Origin of the sequence: Hymenobacter sp. J193 (genome assembly GCF_024700075.1) — a bacterium.
GTDB lineage: Bacteria > Bacteroidota > Bacteroidia > Cytophagales > Hymenobacteraceae > Hymenobacter.
In genome coordinates this window covers 2,955,328-2,980,332 of record NZ_JAJONE010000001.1, presented here as the reverse complement: position 1 = coordinate 2,980,332, position 25,005 = coordinate 2,955,328, and the positions used below count along the sequence as shown (strand labels likewise).

Sequence of the window (25,005 nt, the reverse complement as noted above, 5' to 3'; positions counted from 1 at the left end):
ACATTCACCAAACCTAAGCATTTATCCCTAACCCCTCTCTAATGGCTGCTACCACAGACAAAGCCGAGAAAACCGCTTCCAACCCTCAGGCGGAGAAACTGAAAGCCCTTCAGCTCACGCTCGATAAGCTCGATAAGAGTTACGGTAAAGGTACCGTGATGAAGCTCAGCGACAACAAGGTGATGGACGTGGAAGTCATCAGCACCGGCTCGCTCGGCCTCGACATTGCCTTGGGCGTGGGTGGCCTGCCCAAAGGCCGCGTGGTGGAAATCTATGGCCCCGAGTCGTCGGGTAAAACCACGCTCAGTATGCACTGCATTGCCGAAGCCCAGAAAAAAGGCGGCATTGCGGCCTTCATCGACGCCGAACACGCCTTCGACCCTGCCTACGCCCAGAAGCTCGGCATCGACACCAGCAACCTGCTCATTTCCCAGCCCGACAACGGCGAGCAAGCCCTGGAAATTGCCGATCAGCTGATTTCCTCCGGCGCCATCGACATCATTGTCATTGACTCCGTGGCCGCTCTGGTGCCGAAAGGTGAGCTGGAAGGCGACATGGGGGACTCGAAAGTGGGCCTGCACGCCCGCCTGATGAGCCAGGCCCTGCGTAAGCTTACCGGCACCATCAACAAAACCGGCTGCTGCTGCATTTTCATCAACCAGCTGCGCGAGAAAATCGGGGTAATGTTCGGCTCGCCCGAAACGACAACCGGTGGTAACGCCCTGAAATTCTACGCCTCCGTTCGTCTCGATATTCGTCGTATCGGCCAGATCAAGGAAGACAAGGACAACATCACCGGCAACCGCACCAAGGTGAAGGTGGTGAAAAACAAAGTAGCCCCGCCCTTCAAGGTTATTGAGTTCGACATTCTCTACGGCCAGGGTATTTCCAAAGTAGGCGAAATCCTGGACCTGGGCGTGGATATGGGCATCATTGCCAAGTCGGGCTCCTGGTTTTCCTACGAAGGCAACCGCCTGGGCCAGGGCCGCGAAGGCGTGAAAACCATCCTGCTCGACAACCCCGAGCTGGCCGACAAGATTGAAGCCCAGATCCGGGCTATGGTGAAAGGCGAGCCCGAAGCCGCTCTGGCGGCCATTCCCGAAGACCGTAGTACCGACGAAGACGAGGACGAGGCTGAATAAGCTGCGCTGCTTTCTTCAACGCAAAAACCTCGTTGGCTCCGGCCGACGAGGTTTTTTTGTGTCTTGCATTTCGCAGGGCATTCCGTAATTTGGACAGGTCGGCATCTGCACTTAATACAATTCCGTAGGTACTGGCTCATTCCGCCTTCCTGAACCTCCCGCCCGGTATTTCGTTCCAGCTACCGGAGCGGTGCTTGCCGCGCAGGCGCGCTCTGTATATTTGCTGGCACTGCATTTGAATAGTGCCAGCCATTGCCAACATTTCTTACGTATGCTTCGCCGCTGGTTTCTTTTTACTCCTGTTGCTGTGTTGGTTGCGTCGGCCTTGCTGAGCGCCCGGCCCGAATCTACGCAGCGTGCTATTCCGAATAACAGCTTTGCCAAGGGCGAAACCATGTACTACAAAGTACACTATGGCTTGGTAAACGCCGCCGATGCCACCATTGAGCTATCCGATGAGCTGCACCGCGTGAACGAGCGGCCCTGTTACCGCGCTACCGTCACGGGCCGCACCACCGGCTCCTTCGACTTTTTCCTGCGCGTCCGCGACACCTGGCGCTCCTACATCGATACGACCAGCATTCTGCCACAGAAGTTCTTCCGCAACATTGAGGAGGGCAACTACCGCAAAAAGGAAACTGTGGACTTCGACCACGAGCGGGACGTAGCCGTGGTGGAAACCCGCAAACGGGACCGGGAGCCCCGACACGGCACCTATAAAGTACCCGACAACATCCAGGACTTAGTAAGTGGCTTCTACTTCCTGCGCACCATCAACTACGACCAGCGCCGCGTGGGTGAAATCATCCGGGTGAAGGGCTTTTTCGATGATGAGGTATTCGACATGGACGTCATCTACCGGGGCCGCGAAACCGTGACGACGAAAGTTGGCAGCATCCGGGCCATTAAGCTGGTGCCGCGCATGCCCAAGAACAAGCTGTTCAGCGGGGATAATGCCGTAACGGTTTATCTTTCCGACGACCGCAACAAGATTCCGGTGCTCATCCAGGCCGAGCTCTTCGTGGGTGCCGTGAAAGTGGATATGTACAAATACCAGGGCCTGAAAAACAAGCTCAACCTGGTAGCCAGAAACTAGCCGACCGGCGGCTCCCCTACGGGAGCCGCTTTTTTTGCACGGTACGCTGGCCTGTTAACGAAAACGTAACATACCGCCGCGGCCGGGCTTCGGTACTTTTGTGCGTTTTCCATTTCACCTGCAACCCGCTCCGCCATGCAAATACCTGCCCACCCCAATGCGTACCGGATTCTGGTAGTTGATGACGACCCCGACATTGTGGAGCTGCTGGAATATAACCTGCGCAAGGAAGGCTACGAAGTGGCCAGCGCCCCCGACGGCCGCAAAGCTCTGGAAGTAGCTCCGCAGTTCAGCCCCGATATCATCCTGCTCGACGTGATGATGCCCCACCTGGATGGCATTGCGGCCTGCCGCCAGCTGCGTGAGCAACCCAAGTTCAAGGACACCTACATCATTTTCCTGACGGCCCGGGCCGAGGAGTTTTCGGAAGTGGCCGCTTTTGAAGCCGGCGCCGACGACTTCATTGCCAAGCCCATCAAGCCCCGAGCTCTGCTCAGCCGCCTAGCCGCCTTCGTGCGCCGCGACAAAGACCCCCAGCAGCAGTCCGAAACCATCGAAATCAACGGCCTGACGATTGACCGCACGGGCTTTGCCGTGTACCAGGACGGCCGCAAGATTTCCCTGCCCAAAAAGGAGTTTGAGCTGCTGGCCTTCCTGGCCGCCACCCCCCACAAAGTCTTCGGCCGCGACGAGCTGCTGCAGAATATCTGGGGCAACGACGTGTTCGTGCTGGCTCGCACCGTGGACGTACACGTGCGCAAAGTGCGCGAGAAAGTGGGCGAGCATCACATCCAGACCATCAAAGGCGTGGGCTACAAGTTTAACTCAGACAACTAAGTGAGATGGTGAACCAGTGAAATGGTGAGACTTAACCTTTCCTCGCGCACTATTGCCATTCTGCTGGCTTTGCTGGTAGCCTGCGTGCTCACCACGTTTGCCTGGATTGGCCCTACCCTTTCGTTTCGGGAGGCGTGCCTGGGCGCGGGCATCACGGTAGCGGCGTGCTTTCTGCTGGTGTACCTGTCATTTGAAGCGCTGATTTTTCGCGAAGTCAACCAGATATACGCCGGGCTGGAGCACGTGAAGCGCAAGGAATTCCGGAAGCTGTCGAACAAGTTTCTGTTCCGGCCGGAGCCGCTCAAGCGCATGCGCGACGAAATCCTGGACATGGCCCAGCGCAAGCAGCAGGAAATCGACGAGCTGAAGCGCCTGCAGGCCCTGCGCCGCGAGTTTCTGGCCGATGTGTCGCACGAGCTGAAAACGCCCATCTTCGCCGCCCAGGGGTTCGTGCATACCATTCTCGACGACGACGACATCGACGAAGTCACCCGCAAGAAGTTTCTGCAGAAGGCCGCCGGCAGCCTCGACGCGCTGGATGCCCTGGTGCAGGACCTGGTGACCATTGCCCAACTGGAAAAAGGCGTGGTACGCATGCGCCGCCAGCGCTTCGACCTGGCCCAGCTGATCCGGGACATCTTCGAGCAGCTGGAGCTGCGTGCCGGTCAGCGCCAGGTGCAGCTCCAGCTGCTGCCGGCCGATTTATCGGCGGGCGTGTGGGTGCTGGCCGACCGCAACCGCATCCGGCAGGTGCTCATCAACCTGATCGACAATGCCATCAAGTACGGGCGGGCCAGCGGCCTGGTGACGGTGACGCTGCTCGAAGCCGCCAAGAGTGTGCGTGTAGAGGTGCGCGACGACGGCGCAGGCATTGCCGAGGAGCACCAGCACCGCATCTTCGAGCGGTTCTACCGCATCGATAAAAGCCGCTCCCGCGACTCGGGCGGCTCGGGCCTGGGGCTGGCCATCAGCAAGCATATTGTGGAAGCGCATAAGTCCTCCATCAAAATTCGCAGCGAAATCGGGCAGGGCACGGCCTTGGAATTCAAGCTGGCCAAGCCCCGACAGCCCACTGAGGTGCCCGAAAGCTAATGCTTCGGGGCGGGTACCGTACCTTTGTGCTTCCTGATATGAAGCTACCCGATTTCTCCGACCTGATTCTGTTTGAGGACGAAGACTACGTCGTCATCAACAAGCCCCCATTCCTGGCTACGCTCGACGAGCGGTTTGGCGGCGCGCCCAACATCCTGCGCCTGGCCCGCGAGCAGTACGACGACATCCAGGCCTGCCACCGCCTCGACAAGGAAACGAGTGGAGCCCTGGCTTTGGCCAAAAACCCCGAGGCGTATCGTCATCTGGCCATGCAGTTTGAAAACCGCGAGGTGAAGAAAGTATACCACGCCGTAGCCTGGGGCGTGCACGACTACGACGGCCTGCGCGTGGAGCGCAGCATCGAAACCACTACCAAAGGCAAAGCCCGCCTGGCCTATAAAGGCAAGCCTGCTACCACGCTGGTGCGGACCCTCGAAGCCTTTGCCCGCCACACCTTGCTCGAGTGCCAGCCTATTACGGGCCGCATGCATCAGATACGCCTGCACCTGGCTTACCTGCAGGCGCCCATCGTGGGCGACCAGATGTACGGCGGCGACGACTTCTATTTATCCTCGCTCAAGAAGAAGTTCAACGTGAAGCAGGGCGAGGAAGAGCAGCCGTTTATCAAGCGCTTTGCCCTGCACGCCGCCAACCTCACCTTCGCACGCTTGGGCGGCGAGACAGTGACGATTGAGGCGCCCTATCCCAAGGACTTCCGGGTGCTGGTAGACACGCTACGCCAATACAGCTAAGCTCCGCCGCACTTTACAGCTTGCGAAAAATAGCCATCCGTACCGAGTCAGTGCTGGGCTTGTGGCGGATGCGCGGCATGGCCCCGTACCACAGCGGCTGGTAGGCCGGGTTGCCCCGCAGCGAATTCAGCGGTACGCCCATTTCTACCACGGCGTACCAATCGTCCCAGAAAACAAGCGTGCCGGCCGGTATCGGCTGATGGTCGCGAATGGACCGGATATAACTATGCCCGGCTCCGAAGGGGTCGACGCCCAGGGGCAGGGCGAAGTACGGATGGGCGGTGACTACGTGCGGAGGCCGGGGCTGCGTAGCCGCCCAGCGAACGGCTTTATCAGCCAGAAGCTGGTCGGAAGCCCGGCCAAAGTCACGCTGCCAGCGGAAGGCGGAGCGGGCGCCACTAAACAGAAAGCCGACGACCATAACCACCACACCTATCCGGATACGCTGCCGGACTGTTTCACTTTTTCCCAGCTGACTTAGGGCCAGTACGCCCCGCAAGGCTACCAGGGCCACCAAGGGCACGATGCCGCACAAAACCCGCGTCAGCCCGAAAGAGCCAAAAATTCCCAGCGCCCAGAACAGCGAGTGCGCCCCAATAAACACCACCACGCTGCCATACACGAGCAGCAGCTCGGCCAAAAAGCCCGGCCGGTGGCGCATTTCCGGCCGCGCCCACTCCCACAGCATGCGCAGCCCACCCAGCCAAAACAGCACAAAGAGCACCAGGCCGATAGTCCCGGGCAGGCTGGCAATGAAGTGCCCGGCCGTGCCGCTGCCGTACGCGGGGTTGCGCCAGGAGTAGGCATTGTGCGTGAAGGCCCACAGAAAATCGTGGTATTCAGAGAACACGCCGGCCACGCCGTAGACAAAGAACCCCAGCCCCAGCCATGGCAAAGCCCGCCACTGCCGGCTCAGCACCAGATACAGCCCGTATACGCCCAGCAATAGGTAGCCTTCGGAGCGCGCAAACGGCAGAAACGATAGCACCACGGCGCCCCAGCCCGCCCGGCCCAGAACAGCCAGCGCAACTCCGGCCATGAGCACGGTGCTGAAGAGTGGCTCGGTAAGGCCGGAGAATTGAATGCGGAAATAATCGGGGGAGGCGTAGCAGAACAGGATAGCCAGCCAGGGCCAGGGCAAGGCCAGCCGGTGAGCGGCCCGGTACGAAAGCCACGCTGACGCTGCCACCAGCAGGCATTGCAGCGCCATCACGCCGCGCAAGCCCAGTTGGGCCGGCAGGGCCATCAGTTCCACCACCAGCGGCTTCGACCACGACTCCAGAAAGTTGTGCGGATGCTCGAAGGCGTAGCGGGCAAACAGGTAATGATTGATACTGTCGCCGGAATCGTAGGTGCCCTGGGTGAAGCCAGCTACCACCAGGGAAAGCACCAGCAGGCTCAGCAACAGGCCCAGCGCCCGCCGGTTAGGCAGGCTGGAGGGAATAGAATCTGGAATCATTGGAAAGCAAAAAGGGCCGGGGCGAAAGTACAACCGCGCCTGTGGGCTTTCATAGCTCCGGGGCTAACGGCAACACTTTCAGGCAGAAATAGTGGCGTTTGGTTTGGATTTATAGTGAAAGGCGGTAACTTTGTGTCCGTTTTTCCCGGACCCGTGCTGGGTTCTATCTCATTTTCAAACGCTTACCTTCCTTCCCAATGGATCATCTGAGCTTCAAGACGGTATCCGTCAACAAAGCCAACGCCGATAAGGCCTGGGTGGTGGTTGATGCCAGTGTTGCGCCGCTGGGCCGTCTGGCTAGCCAGATTGCCAACATGCTGCGTGGCAAGCACAAACCTTCCTTCACGCCCAACTCGGATTGCGGCGACAACGTCATTGTTATTAACGCCGACAAGCTGCGCGTTACCGGCAAGAAGTTGACCGACAAAATCTACATCACCCACTCGGGCTACCCCGGCGGACAGAAGCGCATCAACCTGCGCGACAAGAAAGCCAAGAACTCGGCCAGCGTGATTGAGCACGCCGTGAAAGGCATGCTGCAGGGCAACAAGCTGGGCGCGGCCCAGTTCCGTAACCTGTACGTGTACAAAGGTGCCGAGCACCCCCACCAGGCCCAGCAGCCCCAGGCTGTTGAACTCACTAACCTCTAAGCCGAATTCGGCGTCTCTTTAATTCTTCACTTAATGGAAATCTCCAACACCTCTGGTAGAAGAAAAACCTCGGTGGCCCGCATCTACATGCAGGCCGGGCAAGGGAATATCACTATCAACGGCCGGGAAATGAAAGCCTACTTTGGCAATGAACTCCTGGAAAACATCGTGAACCAGCCTTTGGCGACGGTTGAGCAGCTCAACCAGTACGACATCAAGGTGAACGTGCGCGGTGGTGGTATCTCGGCTCAAGCCGAAGCCATCCGTCTGGCCATCTCGAAAGCCCTCGTGGGCGACAACGCAGAGGTTCGCCCCGCGCTGAAGAAAGAAGGCTTCCTGACCCGCGACCCGCGCATGGTGGAACGCAAGAAATTCGGCAAGCGCAAAGCTCGTCGCTCGTTCCAGTTCTCGAAACGCTAATCTTCCAGAGGAACCCCTATCATGGCTCAGACCACCACGTATAAAGAACTGCTGGACGCCGGTGCCCACTTTGGTCACCTGACGCGTAAGTGGGACCCGAAAATGGCGCCGTACATCTTCATGGAGAAGAACGGCATCCACATCATTGACCTGAACAAAACCCTCGTTTCGCTCGAGCAGGCCGCCAGCGCTATCCGCAACATCGCCAAGAGCGGTCGGAAAGTAATGTTTGTCGCCACCAAGAAGCAGGCGCAGGAAATTGTTTCGGACGAGGCTAAGCGCCTGAAAATGCCTTTCGTAACGGACCGTTGGCTGGGTGGCATGCTCACCAACTTCGCTACCGTACGCAAGTCGCTGAAGAAAATGAGCACCATCGACAAGATGGTGAAGGAAAACACGGCCTATGCAGCCCTTGCCAAGCGCGAGAAGCTGATGATGAGCCGCGAACGGGAAAAGCTGGAGCGCGTACTCGGTGGTATTGCCGACCTGAGCCGCCTGCCCGCTGCCCTGTTCGTGGTAGACGTGAAGCGTGAGCACATTGCCGTGAAAGAAGCCCAAAAGCTGGGTATCCCGGTGTTTGCTATCTGCGACACGAACTCAAACCCCGAGCAAGTACAGTTCCCGATTCCGGCCAACGACGATGCCTCCAAGTCCATCCAACTCATCGTGAGCATCATGGGTAAGGCCATCGAAGATGGTCTGTCGGAGCGCAAAGTCGACAAAGAAGACGCCGACAAGAAGCAGGCTGAAGAAGAAGGCATCCAGGAAAAACAGGCTGCCGACGAATAAGCTCTTTTCGTAGAAGCAAGAACTGAGAAGTTAGAGGTTAGAGGTTCGGGGAGTTAATTCACTTTTCAGACTCTGCCTCTAGCTTCTTCTTGCTTTTAATAGCCTATTCGCTTTTTCCTCTAAGTTCTAAGCTCTCAACTCTAAGTTCTAACAATACAATGGCAGCAATTACCGCCGCAGACGTAAACAAGCTCCGCACCATGACCGGCGCGGGCATGATGGATTGCAAAAAAGCCCTGACCGAAGCTGATGGCGACTTCGAAGCCGCCCGCGACATTCTGCGTAAGCAGGGCCAGAAAATTGCCGACAAGCGCGCTGAAAACGAAACCTCCGAAGGCTTTGTAGCCGTGAGCGTAAGCGAAGACGGTACCAATGGCAAGCTGGTTGCTCTGGCCTGCGAAACGGAATCGGTTGCGAAAGTGGCTAGCTTCCGCGAGCTGGTTCAGCGCATCCTCGACGCCGCCGTGCGCACCAATGCCGCGACCAAAGAAGACCTGCTGGCTACCAAGGAAGAAGATGGCCTGAGCATTCAGGAGCACATCACCGACCTGATGGGCAAAATCGGCGAGAAGCTGGATTTGACCTATGCCACCCTGACGGCCGAGAAAGTAGCCTCCTACATTCACTCCGACAGCAAGAAAGGCGTACTGGTAGGCCTGAAAAACGTAGGTGGTGCTGACACCGCCGCCGTAGGCCGCGACGTGGCTATGCAGATCGTAGCCATGAAGCCCGTAGCCGTTGACAAAGACGGCGTGGATGCTTCCATCACGGAGCGCGAAATCGAAATCGGCAAAGAGCAGGCCCGTGCCGAAGGCAAGCCCGAAGCTATGCTGGAGAAAATTGCCCAGGGCAAGCTCAACAAGTTCTACAAGGAAAACACCCTACTGAACCAGGAGTTCGTGAAAGACAACTCGCTGACCATTGCTCAGCTGCTCGACAAAACGTCGAAAGGCATGACGGTATCGGACTTCAAGCGCGTGGCCATTGGTGCCTAATCTTGTCGTTTAGTTGTAAGAAAAGCCCCGCTGGCATCGTGCCGGCGGGGCTTTTTTATTTTTAGCGCTATGGATGAAATCCGAAAAGCAGCTTACCGACACATACTTTATCAGTTCTTACTTGACGTTAGAACTGAGCCTGTTCCGCTAATGGATGATGAGCGCGCTATTATAAAGGGCAAATACGCTGGACCAGTGGCTTATCAACTGCATAATCTGGCACTGGCCTCTGTAAATGACTTCGTTGATTTCGATGAAAGCCATTTTTGGGCTTCTATTAATGGTTTTAACCAACGAAACCCAGATACAACGATTCTACATTTTCGGGTGGTTTTCGAAAGATTTTTGCGTTCTAAGCAGCTATAAGAAAAGCCCCGCTGGCATCGTGCCGGCAAGGCTTTTCTTATAGCTGCTCAGGTTTGCGCTTGTTCATTTGCCTTGTCATTTCAGTCATACGATTCAAATAATCCTGTAGCGTCTCCATTCCAATAGCAGCCCGGCGTTTGTCCACTTTTTTCGGGGTCGCGTAACGACACAGGAACAGCAATAACATTACTATAATCCCCACCTACATTCCCCGTGTACTTCACTTGCGTTCCGTATTCCTCAAGCTGACCAGAGTTAATGGCTATCCGGTCAAACAGGAAGGCGTAGTTTGACGGGTCGACATTGTGGCGTTTCACTTCGCGGCGCATCAGCTGAAGCACTTTCCGCTGAAAATCGATGTGCGCGTCGGCGTGTTGCACCATAAGCCAGAAGTTGAAGGCACTTTTCTCGCCTACTTGCCTGAAGCCGGGGTACCCGTACTGCTGAATGATTTTTTCCAGTACCGGCTGGTGGTTGGCGTAGTTGAGCTTTTCCACCTCTTCCAGATTTCGCCCGGCACTGTCGGGCAGTTGCTGCATCATCCGTTGCATGGGCCATTGGTCCACGTACACCAAGCTATCCAGCGTTTTGCTCAGCTTCGGATATAAGGCTGGCTTGGTTTGCGCCGTGGCCGCGCAGCTGATACCGAGCAGCAATAAAACAAAAAGCTTTTTCATTGATAGGACGTTGATATAGCGTTGATTGATAATACTAAACGTACTGATAGTATTTTACTTTTGCCTCCCCTCCCACGCCTGCACCCGCGTTACGGCGTTGCGGCGCACACTCTCATAGAACATGCCGTAGTCGACGATGTGGAAGGAGTGGCGCAATTCGGCGTGGCCGGGCAGCAGGAAGCGCACGTAGCCGCCGGGCTTGGGCGGGTGCACCCACAGAATGCCGTTGTGGATTTTGGCGTCCACGGCGGCCGTATCGAGCCGGTCGAAGCCGTAGGGCACGCTGCCGCGGTTGAGGGAAGCAGGGGCGGCAGCCGTATCGGTAGTCCAGGTAAGCGGGTTAACGACGGCCGAGCCCACATAGGGCGGGTACTCCTTGCCCCAAGCCGCCGCGTTCCAGCTCACGTAGCAGCCGGTAGCCAATGAATCGAAGCAGGGCTGCAACGTCTGATACTCTTTGGGATTGATGGAGAAACCTACTAGGTAGGCGGCCACCAACTGGCGGCGCAGCTTCGGGTCGTTATCGAAAAACTCCTTCAGCAGGCGCCGGGCGTGGAAGCTGCCCTGGCTGTGGCCCGCCAGAATGATGGGCCGCCCCTGGTTGTAGTTGGCCAGGTAGTACTGGAAGGCCTTTTTCACATCCTGGTAGGCCAACTCCTGGGCGTTGCGGGCGTTGGCCGAGCTGTCGAAAAACGAGAACAGCGCCGCCTGCCGGTAGCGGGGCGCGTAGATGCGGCCGGCGGCATTGAACACGCTGCCCTGCTTGCGAATGCTGAACCGGTCAGTGAAGTGGTTTAGCTCGGTATCGGCCAGGTTGCCATTCCAGGCTTTGGGGCGAATAAGCGTGGTGAGGTGCAGGAAAAACACGTCGGCCGGGGCCGTGGCTTGCTGGTCGCGAAAGGCCGTATGGTCCGGGTGGGCGTCGGCCGAGTCGCGGGTAGTGGGCAGGGCGGCCCAGCTTTCGGGGCGGCTGTAGTCGGGCGCAGCGGGCACGGTAGCCGTGAAGGCCTGCCGGGGCCGGATGACGTTGATACTGCAGCCCGCCAGCACCGCCGCCAGTAGCAGGCCGAGCCAGGCCCACGCTGCTTTACTCACTGAATACATTCTCCAACAGCCGCTCCTGGCGCAGGTAAGTTATTTTGAAGTTCTTGTCCAGCCGCACGCGCACCTGCGCCGTGGTTTGCTGGTGCTGCTGCTTGGACTGGCGAAAGGCGCGGCTTTTCTCGCGGTAGGTAATCATGCGGGAGCCGTCCTCCGTCACGGGGCCTACCTGCAGGCTGCCGGGCTCAATGGAGGTTTCGGCCTCCGTAAATTCCGGAAAGTGCGACTTGGCCAACTCCTCACTGATGGCGGCGGGCGTAGTGTTCTGCTGGGTGTAGAACCGCTCAACCTGCGGGGCAAAGTGGCTGCCTGCATCGAAGGGCGCTGCTTTCAGGTCTTCGTAGTAAGCAGTCAGGGCACTCTGGACCTGGCTGCGTACGGCGTTGTCGTCGGCCGGCGCGGGTGTAGCCACGGCAGGCGTTTCGGCCGTTGCGGGCGCCGGCGTTGCGGCTACCGAGTCGACGGGAGCAGCGGGCGGCAGCACGGGGGCCACGCGCACGGTTTCGGGCGCGGCAGCCGGTTCCAGCTCTATCTGCTCGGTCTGAGGGCCTTCTTCCGGCTGCACGGCCAGAGAGTCGGCGGCCGTCATCGTCGTGCTGGTCAGGCGCTCCGATTCGCGGTTGCCGATGGCCAGATACGCTACCAACCCCAGCAGCGCCACAATACCGCCAATAATCAGCACCAGCATCAATGGGTTACGCGGGGCCGGCTCCTCATACTCCGGCTCCGGCGCGGCTACGGGTGGCGGGCTGGCTGAGAAGTCGGGCTGCCCGGAAGGCGACTCCTGGGGCCGGCCGGCTTCGGTGGGGTGCGAGAAAAACTCGGCGGGCGTAGCGCGTACGGGCGGCAGCTCGGCAGCCGGCGGGGCCGGAGCGGGCGGACTTTCCACGTAGATAGGCAAGCCCGGGTCTTCCACGGGGCCGGGAATTACGTGCTCTTCGGGCAGCGCCACGGGTGCCACGGGCGCAGCCGGTGCGGGTGCCTGGCCTTCTCCAAACAGCAGCTTGCGTTTGAGCGTATCGAATTCCTGGGGCGTGATGGTGCCCGCGTCCAGCCATTCTTTCAGCTGGCGCAGGGTTTCAAGAGGGGAAGATTCCTGGGGCATAGCAAGGCGCGGCCGCCGAATAGCGGCTCCGGTTTATTTACGGTCGAGGGCAGAAAGACGGTCTTTGCGGCGCTGCAGCTGGGCTTTGCGGATTTCCAGCAGTCGGGCATTTTCGATGAGCTTCACCGAATCCTGCCGGGCTTTCAGCGTGTTTTCGATATTCTGCTTTTTCAGGGCTTCGATGCGGGCCAGGTTGGCGGTGGTGTTGGACTGCATGTTTTTGATGTCCTTGTTCAGGTCGTCCTTTTCCTTTTCGCCGTCCTTGAGGCGCTTCTCGGCTTCCTCAATCTGCTCTTTGTAGGCTTTCAGGCGGGCTGCCGTGGCAAACGACTGCACCATGCCGCGCAAAGCCGCGTACTCGGAAACGGTTTTGTCGGGGTGCAGAAACGCATCCGGTCCCAGCGCCGCCCACACCGACAGCTCAGCGGTGGAATCGGTGGGCGCCGTGACGGCGGAATACAGATCCAGCAGCTTGCCCGATACGCTCGACACCTGCGTCTGCTTGGCCTCCATCACGTCCTTCTTGCCCACGCCCAGCACGCCGCCACCCTTCAACTTGATGTTGTAGGTGTCCTTCAGCCAGCTTTGCCAGAACTCGCGCGTCCACTGCGCGGTGCCATCTAGCTGCACTTTCACCGCATCCCGCTCCCGCTTTTCAAACTGCACGCTGCCGGGGCGCACTTCGTAGAGCTGCGCGGCGGCGGGTCGGCTGGCCAGCAGCGTGAGGAGCAAGGTCAACAATCCGAGATATTTCATAGTCAGCAAAAGGAAAACAAGGTAAGTGGCGCCACTACAGGCCCTGCCGGTCGAAGGCGGCCTGCAGATCCTGGCGCATGAGAGTGAAGCGCTGCACGGCCGCCTGAATGAATTCCGCGTCCAGCAGCGCGTACACGTCGGCTTCGCTGGTGACGTCCAGCTCACTCACCTTGTACGTTTGCTCCAGGGGGCCTTTTTCGAGCTTAATGAGGTACTTCCCGTTCCAGGAGAACAGGGTGATTTTTGCGTCGGGATGCGGAATATCGGCCAGCTGGCGCATACAAAGGAAGTGGCGGGCGAAATGACTGGTGCGAAGATAGCCACCCGGCGCCAACCCCGGGAAAAACTCCACGATAACACCCCGCCCCTGCCCGCGTATAGCTAAGCGTCCTTCCTAGGATTTTTTCTCACCTCAACCTTTCTACATCATGCCACAGGGAGATAAATCGGCGTACACCGACAAGCAGAAGCGGCAGGCCGAACACATTGAAGAAAGCTACGAGAAGCGCGGGGTTTCGGAAGAAGAAGCCGAAAAACGTGCCTGGGCCACCGTCAACAAGCAGGATGGCGGCGGCAAAAAGAGCGGCTCCGGCCGGAAGAGCTAGCGCATACATAAATCCGTAAAAAGCCCCTGACGTGCGTACGTCAGGGGCTTTTTAGTAGCAAAACGTGTCTGGTGCTATACAGAACGGATTGCTTCGCTCACAATGACTGCGTTTCGCAACTTCACCTTTCACAACTTCACCATTTCCAGGATAGCCCAAAGTGAAACGCTGGAAACCACCGCCCACAGCAATACACCCTGCACAAAGGGCCGGAACCCGACGGAGCGCAGCACCGTGCCGGATAACCCGGCCCCAATCAGAAACAAGGTCAGGGTGAGGCCCACTTTGGCCAGGGCCACCACAACCGGAGCTACGGGCTGCAGCGCGGGCACATAGGTATTGAGCAGCATAGCGCCCACAAAGCCCAAGATAAACCAGGGCAGCGCTACTTTCGCGCCGGGCGTTTTGAACAACAGGGCCGTGCCCAGCGCTACCGGAATAATCCAGAGGGCGCGGGCCAGCTTCACGGTGGTAGCAATGCGCAGGGCTTCGTCGCCGTACTGGCTGGCGGCGCCTACTACGGAGCTGGTGTCGTGAATGGCAATGGCGGCCCAGAGGCCAAACTGGTGCTGGCTGAGCTGCAGGGCATGGCCCACGGCCGGAAACAGAAACAGCGCCACCGAATTCAGGATGAACACCGTGCCCAGGGCCACCGACATCTGCCCTTCGCCAGCGCGCAGCACCGGGCCCACCGCCGCAATGGCACTGCCGCCACAAATGGCGGTACCGCTGGCAATAAGGTGGGAAATACGCCCGTCGATGCCCAGCCAGCGGCCCAGCAGCCAGCCCAGCAGCAGCGTGCCGCAGATGGAAGCCACCGAAAACACCAGCCCTTCCTGGCCGGCCTGCAAAGCCTGCTGCGCGTTCAGCCCGAACCCCAGTCCGATAACTGACCACTGCAGCAGCCGTGTGGTGTAGCGTTTGCTCTGGGCCGGAAACGGGTTGCCAACTACCAGCGCAACCAGCAGCCCCAACACCAAAGCCAGCGGCGGGGAGCCGGCCGGCGACAGGCAAACCAACAAAGCCAGGAAAAACAGAACCTGCTGGCCCGTAAGCATCCAGGCGCCTAACGGCCGGGGCTGGCGTAAGGCATCCTGCAGGTTTTTGAGTAGCTCGGGTAGGGAAAGGTGGGGGTTGACAGAAGCTTTGGCGGGCATGGGGTGGGCCTGAATTACCCACAAACGTACGGCAGCCGCTCGCCTATCGATAATCAAAAATGATTATCATCGATAACCTAAAGTTATCAACTAGCTAGCTGACTTGCTCAGCGTATTGGCCGCAAAGCGCAGAAACCGTTGCGCTGGCGTACCCAGCTGCTGTCCCTGCACCCACACCGACTCGAAACGACGCGTGAGCCGCACGCCCGCAATGGGCACTATTTCCAGCAGCCCCGCGCGCAGCTCCTTCGCCAACGCCCGCTGCGACACAAACCCCAGACAGTCGGGGGCAGCTTCGAGGTAGGACTTGATGGCTTCGGTGTTGTCGAGGTAAAGAGCTACGGCAAAGTCGGTAAACTTGAGACCTTGCTCGCGCAGGGCAAACTCCAGCACTTCCAGCGTGCCCGAGCCCCGTTCCCGCAGCACCAGCGGGTGCCGGAGCAGTTCCGCCAGGGCGACCGGCGCGGCGGGCGGTCCAGCAGCCGTAGCGCGTTGCACGGGCAGCAGCTCATCTTCCAGCAGCAGCTCATAGTGCAGGTCGCGGGTGTGGGCCTGCCCCTCCACAAAGCCCAGATCCAGGTGGCCGTGCAGCAGCGCCTCAGCAATCTGCTCGGAGTTGCCGTTGAGCAGCGTAAGCTGCACTTGCGGGTAGCGGCGCTGGAAAGCGGGCAGAATGGGTGGCAGCACGTACTGGGCCAGGGTGGTGCTGGCGCCTAGGCGCAGGCGGCCGGCGGCTTCGTCGTGGAGGGCGTAGAGCTGATCGGTGAGTTGCTGGTGGAGGCTCTCTACGGACGCGGCGTGTTGCAGCAGCAGGCGGCCGGCCTCCGTGAGTGTGACGCGCCCCGCCCGGCGCTCAAACAGCCGCTGCCCATAGGTGCGCTCCAGCTCCCGGATGTGCTTGGTGACGGCAGGCTGGGTGATGTACAGCTCCTGAGCGGCCTTGGTGAAGCTCAGGTGCCGGGCCACCGTCTGGAAAACGCGCAAACGAAAATCGGGCATAGAACTGCAGAGAAAGGAGCAACAAGCAGCCGCCAAAGTACGGCAACGGTTTTTTTATCTTGCCGGAAGTTTCGGTACTCCCGGCCCGGCCGGCGCCGTCCCACCCCAATTCCCGTATTCCGTGAAAAGACTTCTTTTTGCCGGACTGCTGCTGCCATTGGCCGCCGCTGCCCAATCTTCCGCTGTTTATACGCCCGAGCTGCTCTGGAAACTGGGCCGCCTGGGCGAAATGCAGGTGTCGCCGGACCGCAAAACGGTGGCCTACACCGTGACGCGCTACTCCCTGGCCGACAACAAAGGCAACACCGACATCTGGACGGTGCCCGTAGCGGGCGGCCCGGCCCGGCAGCTCACCACCACGCCCGGCTCCGAAAGCACCCTGAACTGGCGGCCCGATGGCAAGCTCACCTTCCTGAGCAGTGAAGGCGGCTCGGAGCAGCTTTACGTGATGAATGCCGACGGCTCGGGCAAGCAGCTGCTGAGTCAGTTCCCCGAGACGGGCGTGGCCAACCTGAAGTATGCACCCACCGGCAAGTTCATTTTGTACACCCAGGACGTGAAAACCGGCAAATCGGTGCAGGACTGGTTTCCCGATCTGCCCAAGGCCGACGCCAAAATCATTGACGATCTAAACTACCGCCACTGGAACCAGTGGGATGACCTGCACGTGGGCCACGTGTTCTTCCAGCCCGTGGGCGACGACGGCAAGCCCACCGGCTACGGCAAGGACGTGATGGCCGGGGAGAAATTCGATGCACCCCTGCAGCCCTTCGGCGGCAACGAGCAGCTGGCTTTTTCGCCCGACGGCTACCAGCTGGCGTACACCTCGCGCAAGCTCACGGGCAAAGCCGAGGCCGAAAGCACTAACTCCGACATCTACCTCTACGACGTGCGCACCGGCCAGACCCAGAACCTGAGCCAGGGGCTGGGCGGCTACGACACCGAGCCCGCCTTCTCCCCCGACGGCTCAAAAGTGGCCTGGCTGAGCATGGCCACGCCCGGCTTCGAGTCGGACCGCAACGGCATTGTGGTGTATGACTTCAAGACGAAGAAGCGTGCGGACATAACGGCCGGCTCGGAGCAGGCCGCTGCCAACATCCGCTGGAGCGCCGATGGCAAAACCATCTACTTCGTGAGCGTGCTGGAAGGCACCGAGCAGCTGTTTTTCATTGCCAGCAAGGGCGGCAAAATCAAGCAGCTGACCAAAGGCGTCCACAATTACAACGCCTTTGAGCTGGCTGGTAAGGATGTAGCCATTGCCAACAAAACCACCCAGGCCCAGCCCGCCGACCTTGTGCGCATCGACCTGAAAACGGGCCGCGAAACGCCCCTGACGCGCATCAACGAGCAGGAGCTGGCCGGGGTGAAAACCAGCCGCACGGAAGCCCGCTGGGTGAAAACCACCGACGGCAAGCAGATGCAGGTGTACGTCATCTACCCGCCCGACTTCGACCCCAGCAAGAAATACCCGGCCCTGCTCTACTGCCAGGGCGGCCCGCAGAGCCCCATCACGCAGGCGTTTTCCTACCGCTGGAACTTCCAGCTGCTGGCTGCCAACGGCTACATTGTGGTGGCGCCCAACCGGCGCGGCCTGCCCGGCTTCGGCACGGAGTGGAACAACAGCATCTCCGGCGACTGGGGCGGCCAGCCCATCCGCGACTACCTCTCCGCCATTGATGCCGTGAGTGCCGAGCCCTACGTAGACAAGGCCCGCCTGGGCTGCGTGGGCGCCTCCTACGGCGGCTACTCGGTGTATCTGCTGGCCGGCAAGCACGAAGGGCGCTTCAAAACCTTCATTGCCCACTGCGGCCTCTACAACCTCACAAGCTGGTACCCCAGCACCGAGGAAATGTTTTTTGCCAAGCAGGACATCGGGGCCGCGCCCTGGGAAACACCCCAGCACAAAAGCTACACCGAGTTCAACCCGCAGCTGTTTGCGAAGAACTGGGATACGCCCATCCTCGTCATCCACGGCGGCAAGGACTTTCGGGTGCCCGAGGGCCAGGGCATGGAAGCCTTCGGCACGGCGCAGCTGCGCGGTATCCCAAGCCGGTTCCTCTACTTTCCCAACGAAGGCCACTGGATCAGCAAGCCTCAGAACTCGGTGCTTTGGAACCGGGTGTTCTTTGAGTGGCTGAGCCGCACGCTCCGGCCCGAGGTGCCGGCCGCAAAGTAGACCTACCGCCTGTACGAAAAGCCCGGCCGCAAGTGCGGCCGGGCTTTTTTGTGGTTTCCAAAGTTAATTAAAGCAGGTTTTTACCTGTACGCCAGCAGCGGGGCACTATTTTCGTGGCGGGTTGTTGAAGACTGCGCCTGCACAACGGTGCGGGGAAGCGGCCGACCAACTTAATTCTACTGCATGAAACACTTACTACTGTTGTTTGCCTTGCTGGCCGGCGGCCTCAGCGCCTACGCCACCAAGCTCACGCTTCGGGTTGATATGCGCCAGCAGACGGTTGCGGCCGGCGGCGTACACGTGGCCGGCACGTTCCAGAGCAAAGCCGGCTTCCCGGCCGACTGGGACCCGGCCACCACGGCCCTGACGGATGCCGACGGCGACAAAATCTACGAAGTGACGGTGGATGTGCCGGCCGGCACCTACCGCTACAAGTTCATCAACGGCAACTCCTGGGCCAGCGCTGAGCCCGTGCCTGCCGGCTGCGGGCAGGACGACGGCGGCGGCAACCTCAACCGCGAGGTAACCGTGGGCACCACCGCACTGCGCCTGCCCGCCATTGCCTTCAACGGCTGCGCTACCGTGCTGCGCTTTTCGGTGAATATGAAGGGCCAGACTGTGGCCAAAACGGGCGTCCACGTGGCCGGCAACTTCCAGGCCCTGGCCGGCTACGGCGCCGACTGGGACCCGGCCGCTACGCCCCTTGCGGATCTGAACAAGGACGGCATCTACGAGGGTGAGGTGCTGCTGCCCGCTCCGGGCCTGTTTCAGTTCAAGTTCATCAACGGCACCACCTGGGCCGAGGCCGAACCCGTGCCGGCCGAATGCGGCACCAATGACGGCACCGGCAACCTCAATCGCACCATCAGCGCCACAGCCGACGTGAATACCACCGGCACGCTCTGCTACGCCTCCTGCGCCAGCTGCGGTGCCCTGCCTACCGAGTATACCACCCACTGGTGGAATGACGCCGTGTTCTACGAAATCTTCGTGCGCAGCTTCTACGACAGCAATGGCGACGGTAAAGGCGACTTCAAAGGCCTCACCGCCAAGCTCGACTACCTCAACGACGGCGACCCAAATACGACTACCGACCTGGGCATCACCGGCATCTGGCTGATGCCCATGATGGAGTCGCCGAGCTACCACGGCTACGATGTGACCAACTATAAGGCCACCGAGCCTGATTACGGCACCATGGCCGATTTCGAGGCGTTTCTGGCGGCCGCCCACGCCCGCGGCATCAAGGTCATCATCGACCTGGTACTTAATCATTCTTCCGACCAGCACCCGTGGTTTACGCAGGCGGCAGCCAACACCACCAACTCCTACCGCGACTGGTACCGCTGGTCGGCCACCAACCCTGGCTACTCCGGCCCCTGGGGGCAGACGGTATGGTATCCCAAAAACAGCAGCTACTACTACGGCTTGTTCTGGAGCGGGATGCCCGACCTGAACTGGAGCAACGCCGACCTGAAAAACAGCATGTGGGACGCTACCCGCTTCTGGCTGAACAAGGACGTGGACGGCTACCGCCTCGACGCGGTGAAATACCTCGACGAGGACGACCGGCAGATGGAAGACACCCCGGAAACCTTCCAGCTCCTGGAGGAATTCAACGACGTGGTGAAGGGCACTAAAGCCGATGCATTTACGATAGGCGAGGCCTGGTCGGCCACGCCGAAAGTAGTGCCCTACGTGACCAACGACCGGCTGGATGCCTGCTTTGAGTTTGACCTGGGCTCAGCCATTATCAATGGCCTGAACGCAGGCAGTGCGGCCGGCATCAAAAGCCAGCTACAGCTCGTGGACCAAAGCTACCCCAAGCTCCAGTACGGCACGTTCCTTTCCAACCACGACCAGGAGCGGGTACTTGAAACCCTTAAAAACGACGTAGCCCGTATGAAGCAGGCGGCGGCGCTCTATCTCACCATGCCCGGCGTGCCGTTTCTGTACTACGGCGAGGAAGTGGGCATGCTGGGCACCGGTGCCGACGAAAACAAGCGCAAGCCCATGCAGTGGACGGCCGGCGCCAACGGGGGCTTTACGACGGGCACGCCCTGGCGCGGCCTCAATGCCAACTACACCCAAGCCAACGTAGCCACCATGCAGGCTGACCCGGCTTCGCTGCTCAACCACTACAAAAAGCTGATCGGCCTGCGCAATGCTTCGGCCCCGCTGCGCAAAGGCTACCTGCTGCCCCTTACCACCACGGCTACTTCCTTGCTGGGCTATGCCCGTGTGTATGAGCGCGAAGCCGTGCTGGTGTTGGCCAACCTGGGCAGTGCGGCCCTCACGCCCGCCGCACCTACCCTTGCTGTGTCGTCGTTGTCGGCCGGCAGCTATACGGTTACTGATATGGCTTCCGGGCAGGCCGTGGGCAGTGTTTCACTCGATACGCGGGGCGGGTTCAGCAGCTGGTCGGTAAATCTGACTTCGCTGGGGGCCAACCAGACGTGGCTGCTGCAGTTCAGCCCGGCCCGGGCCACGGCCAACGCTACCGGCCGCAACGCGCTGGCCTTGCAGCTCTATCCCAACCCGGCCAGCGCGCAGGTACGGCTGGAACTGGCCGCGCCCGCAGCTGCCCGCAGCCAGCTGACGGTGTACGACCTGAGCGGCCGTCAGCTACACCAGGCCACCATCGTGGGCCGGCACCATACACTGGTTACCGATGCCTGGGCGAATGGCACGTACTTCCTGCGCGTGGCGTCCGGCAGCAGCGTTTCGGTGCAGCGCCTGGTAGTAACTCATTAACTAACGTGGCACGGTCCACCTCGCCCAACCGTCAAACAGCCAAAAAGCGGCGCCTTCCAACCCAGCAAGGCGCCGCTTTTCTTTTAAAGCCTTTGCGTCAGGCCAGCACGGCCTCCGTCACTTTCCCAATGTCGCTGCTGACTTTGCGGATGAATTCCAGCTGCTCCTGTAGCTGCTGGTCGGGGGTGGCAGCAGCAAGGGGTAGCGGCGCTTCAGCTGGCTGATTTTCCGGCTCCTTGGGGTCGAGGCGCCACAGGCTGCGGTGCACCGACTGCTGGGCCTGCCGCACGCTGCGCAGGCTGGCCGCCGTCAGCTGCGGACGAGTTTCGCCGGTGAGGATGGACGACGTTATAGAAGCCACGTTGGACGACAGAATGTGGTTGAGCACCACAAACTCGTGTACCTCCGACGGGCGGTGCTGCTTGCCCTGGGGCTCCGATATCATGCGCTGGAATGCCGCCGCCAGGTTGGCTGAACTTACGTACACCTCTTTGCGGGCCAGCTTGTAATCGACCACCGCTACCGGCGAGCCGGCCAGGCTTTCGGCCAGTGTGTGCAGATAGCGGCCATTGGCGCGCAGCACGGCCGACATGTAGTCGTGCAGCTGCTCCGATTCCCAGCGCGGAAACAGCAGGTAGCTGGCCGAGAAGGCAATCAGGCAGCCGACCACGGTATCGAGCATCCGCTCCTCCACCACCTGCAGGTAAGGCAGCCCCACAAAGCTGAACAGAATGAGCACCATTGGCGTCATGAAGATGACAGCCACAATGTAGTTGCGGCGCGTGAAGCTGAAAGCCCCCAGCATACACCCTGCCAGCACCGCCACCAGCACCAGCCGGTCCGTCACCAGCCAGAGGAGCAGGGCCCCAATCACGCCGCCTACCAGCGTACCCAGCACCCGCTGCACGTTGCGCTCTTTGGTGAGGCTGAAGGCGGGCTTGAGCATGTAGGTTATCGTCATCAGAATCCAGTAGCTGTGGTGGCCGGGCAGCAGCACTTTGGCCACCACAAACCCCACCAGGCACGCCAGCGTCATGCGCGTGGCGTGGCGGAACACGCCGGAGCTGAGCGTGAGGTTGTCGCGCAGCTGCCCCAGGCTGAAGGTCTGGTGCGTGACGAAGCGGCCAAACTCCAGCTCGCGCCGGGCCGGGGCGGGCGCGTTGGCGTCGAAATAGGCCAGGATATCCTGCACGCGCTGGGTGAGGTTGCGCACGTTCACCAGAATCTTTTTCAGCACCAGCACATTGCCCGTCTTTCCCTCGGCTTCCACGGCATCGATGCGGATTTTGAGCTGATCCAGGGAAGCCAGCAGCGGGGCCCGGGCCGTGTAGCTGTGGTTGGCCTGAATGGCAAAGCCAATGCTTTCCAGCTCGGCGGCCAGCTGTTCCACCACGCCCGCAATGGCATCGAGCACGCCGGTGGCCTCAAAGCGCTGGTGCAGGGCTGAGTAGTCGTAGTAGGTAGCGGTGATATGCTCGTAGAGGTCCACAACGTCCACGAAGGTGAGCACCAGCCGGCGGCCCGTACCCGTGGACTCCTTCATCATCTGGCGGGTTTTGAAGAGCAGCTCGCGCACGGCATCCTGCTTTTCGTTTACCGTTACCTGCTGGGCAACCAGGCGGCGGTAGTCTTCTTCCAGACTGGTGCCGGTGCGGTAGAACTCCGCCTTCAGCCGCAGGAAGCCCGCCACCGCCCGAATGCACTCCCCCAGCGCCTGCTGGGCCGGCCGGTAGGGCCGCACGGTGTAAGTGAGCAGGCTTACGACCAGATACCAGGCCCCGCCCAGCGTCACCAGCCCGGCGTACTGCAGCAGCTGGAGTAGGGTAAGATGACGATCCATCATCAGAATGAGCAGCAGCAAGCCCGCCGTGCCCACGGACGCCGCCCGGTTGCCGTACACCAGAAACAAGGTAAACACGAAGCTCAGCACGCCTACCTCCAGCCCCAGCAGCCACAGGTGCGAAGCTGCCAGCCCGGTAACCAACGCCACGAAGGGGAGCAGCAACAGTCCGGCGAGCATGCCATTGCGCTTGTGTATCACCGGTCCCGGCGAGTCGGTAACGCTCACGCAGAGGGCGCCGAGGCAGAGCGTCAGGCCGGCATCGAGCTGCCCCCACCAGCCCATCCAGAGCCCCGGCAGCAACACCGTGAGCGTGGTGCGCAGGCCATCGGAAAAGTCCTGACTGGAAAAGAAGTAGCGAACCGAGCGGAAAGAAACAGGCATAGAAGTTAGTTGTCAGTTGTTCGTTGTCGGTTGTTAGTCATTGGTTTACTAACAACGAATAACTGATAACGCACAACGGCTACGAGGCCTGACGCTGCACGGCCTGAAGCTGATGGCAGTAGTGCTCGGCGTCGAGCAAGGTATCCACAATGGGCGGGTGCAGTATGGGGGCCAGGGCTTCCAGTTCGGCCCGCACCTCGCCGGAAAGATGGCAAAGTACCAGGCTCATGCCGTGCTTGTGCAGCTTGTGGTAGTAAAAAGTAAGCAGCTCCGCCGCGTCGGGGGGCAGGTGGGTGAGGTGGGAGCAGTCAATCCAGACGCTGGACTTGCCGCTGCGGGCGGCCCGGCGCAGGGCCCAGTCGAGGGCTTCTTCCCGGGGCGAGGCGGGCACTTCATCGGCCAGAATCAGTAAATAGCTTTCCGGGAGAATTTCGCGGTAAACTTCCATGATGGGTGGGATATTGGGGAGGCGGGGCGGCGGAGCGCGGGGGCGCTTCGCCTTAGAGCAGCAGGTAATTCTCCGTAGAAAACGGCACTGGGAAGGCGGGTAGCGGCTAGTTCGGCCGGCTGAGTGGCCCGTTGGCAAGGGTCCGCTGGTGCGCGCTTATACGCAGGCAGGCGCGGGATGGTGACGCGTACACCGGCTCTAATACAGGATATCGTTGATGGGCTCCAGCTTGGGCGGAATATCGGTTTCGCCCAGCATTTCGCGCAAGTCAATTTCGATGCTGCGGCACAGCGCCGTCATGGGCACGTCGTTCATCTGGTTTTCAAACGGATTTTCACTGGTGTGGCCCACCACTTCAATGGTGTTGAACACCCACGACACCAGCACGGAGAAAGGCACCGTCAGCCAGATGTGGTCGGGACCCATGTGGGCAAACTCGCCGATGAGGCCCAGGGGCAGCAGCGCCGCAAACAGCCACACAAACACGTAGCTAAAAAAGGCGTACTGGCGCGGAAACGGCGTATTCTTGATTCGCTCACAGCCGCCCTGCAAGGTGTAGAGCTGCTCCAGGGAGTTCATCATCGTCACGTGCTGGAAGTCGTTGAGCAGCCCCCGCTCCTCCCGTAGAATGCGCAAATCGGCGGCCTGCTGACGCAGAAGCTGGGCTGGCGGGTTGCGAAAGCGGCGCATCTTCTCCGACTCTTCGGGCTGCAGGAAGGGCGCCACCTCCGTGTCCCACAGCTCGGGCTGGCGGCGCAGCTGCAGGCGCAGGGCATTGCACCAGGCCACGTGCCGGTACACCAGGCAGCGGTGCCGGTCCGTCAGCTCCGCCGCCGAGGCCGCCGGGGCCTCCACGCCGGGCGCATCCACCACCGACGTAACGAACTCCAGCGCCTGAATGGCCCAGGTGCGGCTGGCATTCACGATGCCGCCCCATATCTGCCGGCCCTCCCAGAAACGGTCGTAGGAGCCGCTGTTTTTGAAACCGATATAGAACGACACGGCAATGCCCAGCGTGGCCACCGGCTGCCACGGAATAGCCAGCGAGTGAAAGTCGATGGGCCCGTAGATGATGCACACCAGCAGGGAATACAGCGTAAAAATCAGGATGTTTCGCCACGCCCCTTTCCAGATCAGGCGCCAGCGCAGGTTGTTACGGATGTACACGGAGGCAATTGGGTTGATGGTTGAATGGCTGCATGGCTAATGGTTTTCTGGTTGGATGGTGTTTCTAGTTGAATGGCCGCAGAGCGGTGCGGCTGCCTGCTTACGCAAGTAACCGGGCTAGTCGTTGCCAGGGTACAGCTCAAGTATACTGAGGCGGCAACCTACATACCAGCCGTTGGGCTGCCCGGCTCTGGCTTTACCTGGAATGCCACCGGCCGGAGTCAAGCCGGCCTAAACT

24 protein-coding genes are annotated in these 25,005 nt (G+C 60.3%); 13 read left to right on the top strand and 11 right to left on the bottom strand.

Features of this window, described 5'->3' with window-relative positions:
• The first annotated feature begins 41 nt into the window (after positions 1-41).
• From recA to LRS06_RS13060, 5 genes are all read left to right on the top strand, one after another.
• Complete coding sequence (gene recA / locus LRS06_RS13080; RefSeq protein WP_257871877.1) at positions 42-1,142, top strand: recombinase RecA; 1,101 nt, start codon at positions 42-44, stop codon at positions 1,140-1,142.
• Positions 1,143-1,449: 307 nt separating this feature from the next.
• Entirely contained in the window at positions 1,450-2,238 is a 789-nt protein-coding gene (locus tag LRS06_RS13075; RefSeq protein ID WP_257871876.1) for a DUF3108 domain-containing protein, read from the top strand.
• A 135-nt stretch (positions 2,239-2,373) separates the two neighbouring features.
• Positions 2,374-3,075: a response regulator transcription factor gene (locus LRS06_RS13070; protein WP_257871875.1), complete on the top strand. Its 702-nt coding sequence runs from the start codon at positions 2,374-2,376 to the stop codon at positions 3,073-3,075.
• A gap of 21 nt (positions 3,076-3,096) precedes the next feature.
• Complete coding sequence (locus tag LRS06_RS13065; protein WP_257871874.1) at positions 3,097-4,167, top strand: cell wall metabolism sensor histidine kinase WalK; 1,071 nt, start codon at positions 3,097-3,099, stop codon at positions 4,165-4,167.
• Positions 4,168-4,205: 38 nt separating this feature from the next.
• The gene (locus LRS06_RS13060) at positions 4,206-4,919 is read left to right on the top strand and encodes an RluA family pseudouridine synthase (RefSeq protein WP_196953897.1); all 714 of its coding nucleotides are present in this window, start codon (positions 4,206-4,208) and stop codon (positions 4,917-4,919) included.
• Positions 4,920-4,932: 13 nt separating this feature from the next.
• Here LRS06_RS13060 and LRS06_RS13055 read toward each other — a convergent pair whose 3' ends face one another.
• Positions 4,933-6,378 carry a hypothetical protein gene (locus LRS06_RS13055; protein WP_257871873.1) on the bottom strand — a complete coding sequence of 482 codons (1,446 nt, stop codon included), beginning with the start codon at positions 6,376-6,378 and terminating at the stop codon, positions 4,933-4,935.
• Positions 6,379-6,575: 197 nt separating this feature from the next.
• Here LRS06_RS13055 and rplM point away from each other — a divergent pair, with 197 nt between their 5' ends.
• The 5 genes from rplM to LRS06_RS13030 all read left to right on the top strand — a co-directional run bounded on the left by rplM (position 6,576) and on the right by LRS06_RS13030 (position 9,598).
• On the top strand, positions 6,576-7,028 hold the full coding sequence (gene rplM, locus LRS06_RS13050; RefSeq protein ID WP_149070942.1) for a 50S ribosomal protein L13: 453 nt from the start codon (positions 6,576-6,578) through the stop codon (positions 7,026-7,028).
• Between the two features lie 33 nt (positions 7,029-7,061).
• Complete coding sequence (gene rpsI / locus LRS06_RS13045; RefSeq protein WP_196953898.1) at positions 7,062-7,448, top strand: 30S ribosomal protein S9; 387 nt, start codon at positions 7,062-7,064, stop codon at positions 7,446-7,448.
• A 21-nt stretch (positions 7,449-7,469) separates the two neighbouring features.
• Positions 7,470-8,237 (top strand): 30S ribosomal protein S2, encoded by a 768-nt coding sequence (gene rpsB, locus LRS06_RS13040; protein WP_257871872.1) that lies wholly within the window; start codon positions 7,470-7,472, stop codon positions 8,235-8,237.
• A 158-nt stretch (positions 8,238-8,395) separates the two neighbouring features.
• Positions 8,396-9,232, top strand: a complete 837-nt coding sequence (tsf, locus tag LRS06_RS13035; RefSeq protein WP_196953900.1) for a translation elongation factor Ts — start codon at positions 8,396-8,398, stop codon at positions 9,230-9,232.
• 69 nt (positions 9,233-9,301) lie between these two features.
• Entirely contained in the window at positions 9,302-9,598 is a 297-nt protein-coding gene (locus tag LRS06_RS13030; RefSeq protein WP_257871871.1) for a hypothetical protein, read from the top strand.
• Positions 9,599-9,678: 80 nt separating this feature from the next.
• Here the strand turns inward: LRS06_RS13030 and LRS06_RS13025 are convergent, their stop codons facing one another.
• From LRS06_RS13025 to LRS06_RS13005, 5 genes are read right to left on the bottom strand one after another with little or no spacing between them, the layout of a single operon-like run.
• Entirely contained in the window at positions 9,679-10,275 is a 597-nt protein-coding gene (locus LRS06_RS13025) for a DUF6624 domain-containing protein (protein WP_257871870.1), read from the bottom strand.
• Positions 10,276-10,329: 54 nt separating this feature from the next.
• Positions 10,330-11,370: a DUF3089 domain-containing protein gene (locus tag LRS06_RS13020; RefSeq protein WP_257871869.1), complete on the bottom strand. Its 1,041-nt coding sequence runs from the start codon at positions 11,368-11,370 to the stop codon at positions 10,330-10,332.
• Positions 11,363-12,481 (bottom strand): SHOCT domain-containing protein, encoded by a 1,119-nt coding sequence (locus LRS06_RS13015; protein WP_257871868.1) that lies wholly within the window; start codon positions 12,479-12,481, stop codon positions 11,363-11,365. Before LRS06_RS13015 ends, LRS06_RS13020 begins: the two co-directional genes overlap by 8 nt.
• A gap of 33 nt (positions 12,482-12,514) precedes the next feature.
• On the bottom strand, positions 12,515-13,237 hold the full coding sequence (locus LRS06_RS13010; protein WP_257871867.1) for a hypothetical protein: 723 nt from the start codon (positions 13,235-13,237) through the stop codon (positions 12,515-12,517).
• Positions 13,238-13,271: 34 nt separating this feature from the next.
• Positions 13,272-13,517: a hypothetical protein gene (locus LRS06_RS13005; protein ID WP_196953906.1), complete on the bottom strand. Its 246-nt coding sequence runs from the start codon at positions 13,515-13,517 to the stop codon at positions 13,272-13,274.
• A 148-nt stretch (positions 13,518-13,665) separates the two neighbouring features.
• Here LRS06_RS13005 and LRS06_RS13000 point away from each other — a divergent pair, with 148 nt between their 5' ends.
• Positions 13,666-13,842, top strand: a complete 177-nt coding sequence (locus tag LRS06_RS13000) for a hypothetical protein (RefSeq protein WP_257871866.1) — start codon at positions 13,666-13,668, stop codon at positions 13,840-13,842.
• Between the two features lie 128 nt (positions 13,843-13,970).
• Here the strand turns inward: LRS06_RS13000 and LRS06_RS12995 are convergent, their stop codons facing one another.
• Positions 13,971-14,999, bottom strand: a complete 1,029-nt coding sequence (locus LRS06_RS12995; protein ID WP_257871865.1) for a YeiH family protein — start codon at positions 14,997-14,999, stop codon at positions 13,971-13,973.
• Between the two features lie 90 nt (positions 15,000-15,089).
• Positions 15,090-15,998, bottom strand: coding sequence for a LysR substrate-binding domain-containing protein (locus tag LRS06_RS12990; protein ID WP_257871864.1), 909 nt, complete (start codon positions 15,996-15,998; stop codon positions 15,090-15,092).
• A gap of 121 nt (positions 15,999-16,119) precedes the next feature.
• Here LRS06_RS12990 and LRS06_RS12985 point away from each other — a divergent pair, with 121 nt between their 5' ends.
• The gene (locus LRS06_RS12985) at positions 16,120-18,174 is read left to right on the top strand and encodes a S9 family peptidase (protein WP_257871863.1); all 2,055 of its coding nucleotides are present in this window, start codon (positions 16,120-16,122) and stop codon (positions 18,172-18,174) included.
• A gap of 183 nt (positions 18,175-18,357) precedes the next feature.
• The gene (locus LRS06_RS12980; protein ID WP_257871862.1) at positions 18,358-20,928 is read left to right on the top strand and encodes an alpha-amylase family glycosyl hydrolase; all 2,571 of its coding nucleotides are present in this window, start codon (positions 18,358-18,360) and stop codon (positions 20,926-20,928) included.
• A 97-nt stretch (positions 20,929-21,025) separates the two neighbouring features.
• On the opposite strand, the gene LRS06_RS12975 is transcribed toward LRS06_RS12980, so the two are convergent.
• The 3 genes from LRS06_RS12975 to LRS06_RS12965 all read right to left on the bottom strand — a co-directional run bounded on the left by LRS06_RS12975 (position 21,026) and on the right by LRS06_RS12965 (position 24,767).
• Positions 21,026-23,152, bottom strand: coding sequence for an FUSC family membrane protein (locus LRS06_RS12975; protein WP_257871861.1), 2,127 nt, complete (start codon positions 23,150-23,152; stop codon positions 21,026-21,028).
• A 79-nt stretch (positions 23,153-23,231) separates the two neighbouring features.
• Positions 23,232-23,600 (bottom strand): STAS domain-containing protein, encoded by a 369-nt coding sequence (locus tag LRS06_RS12970; protein WP_257871860.1) that lies wholly within the window; start codon positions 23,598-23,600, stop codon positions 23,232-23,234.
• A 198-nt stretch (positions 23,601-23,798) separates the two neighbouring features.
• The gene (locus LRS06_RS12965; RefSeq protein WP_257871859.1) at positions 23,799-24,767 is read right to left on the bottom strand and encodes a bestrophin family protein; all 969 of its coding nucleotides are present in this window, start codon (positions 24,765-24,767) and stop codon (positions 23,799-23,801) included.
• Positions 24,768-25,005: the final 238 nt, after the last annotated feature.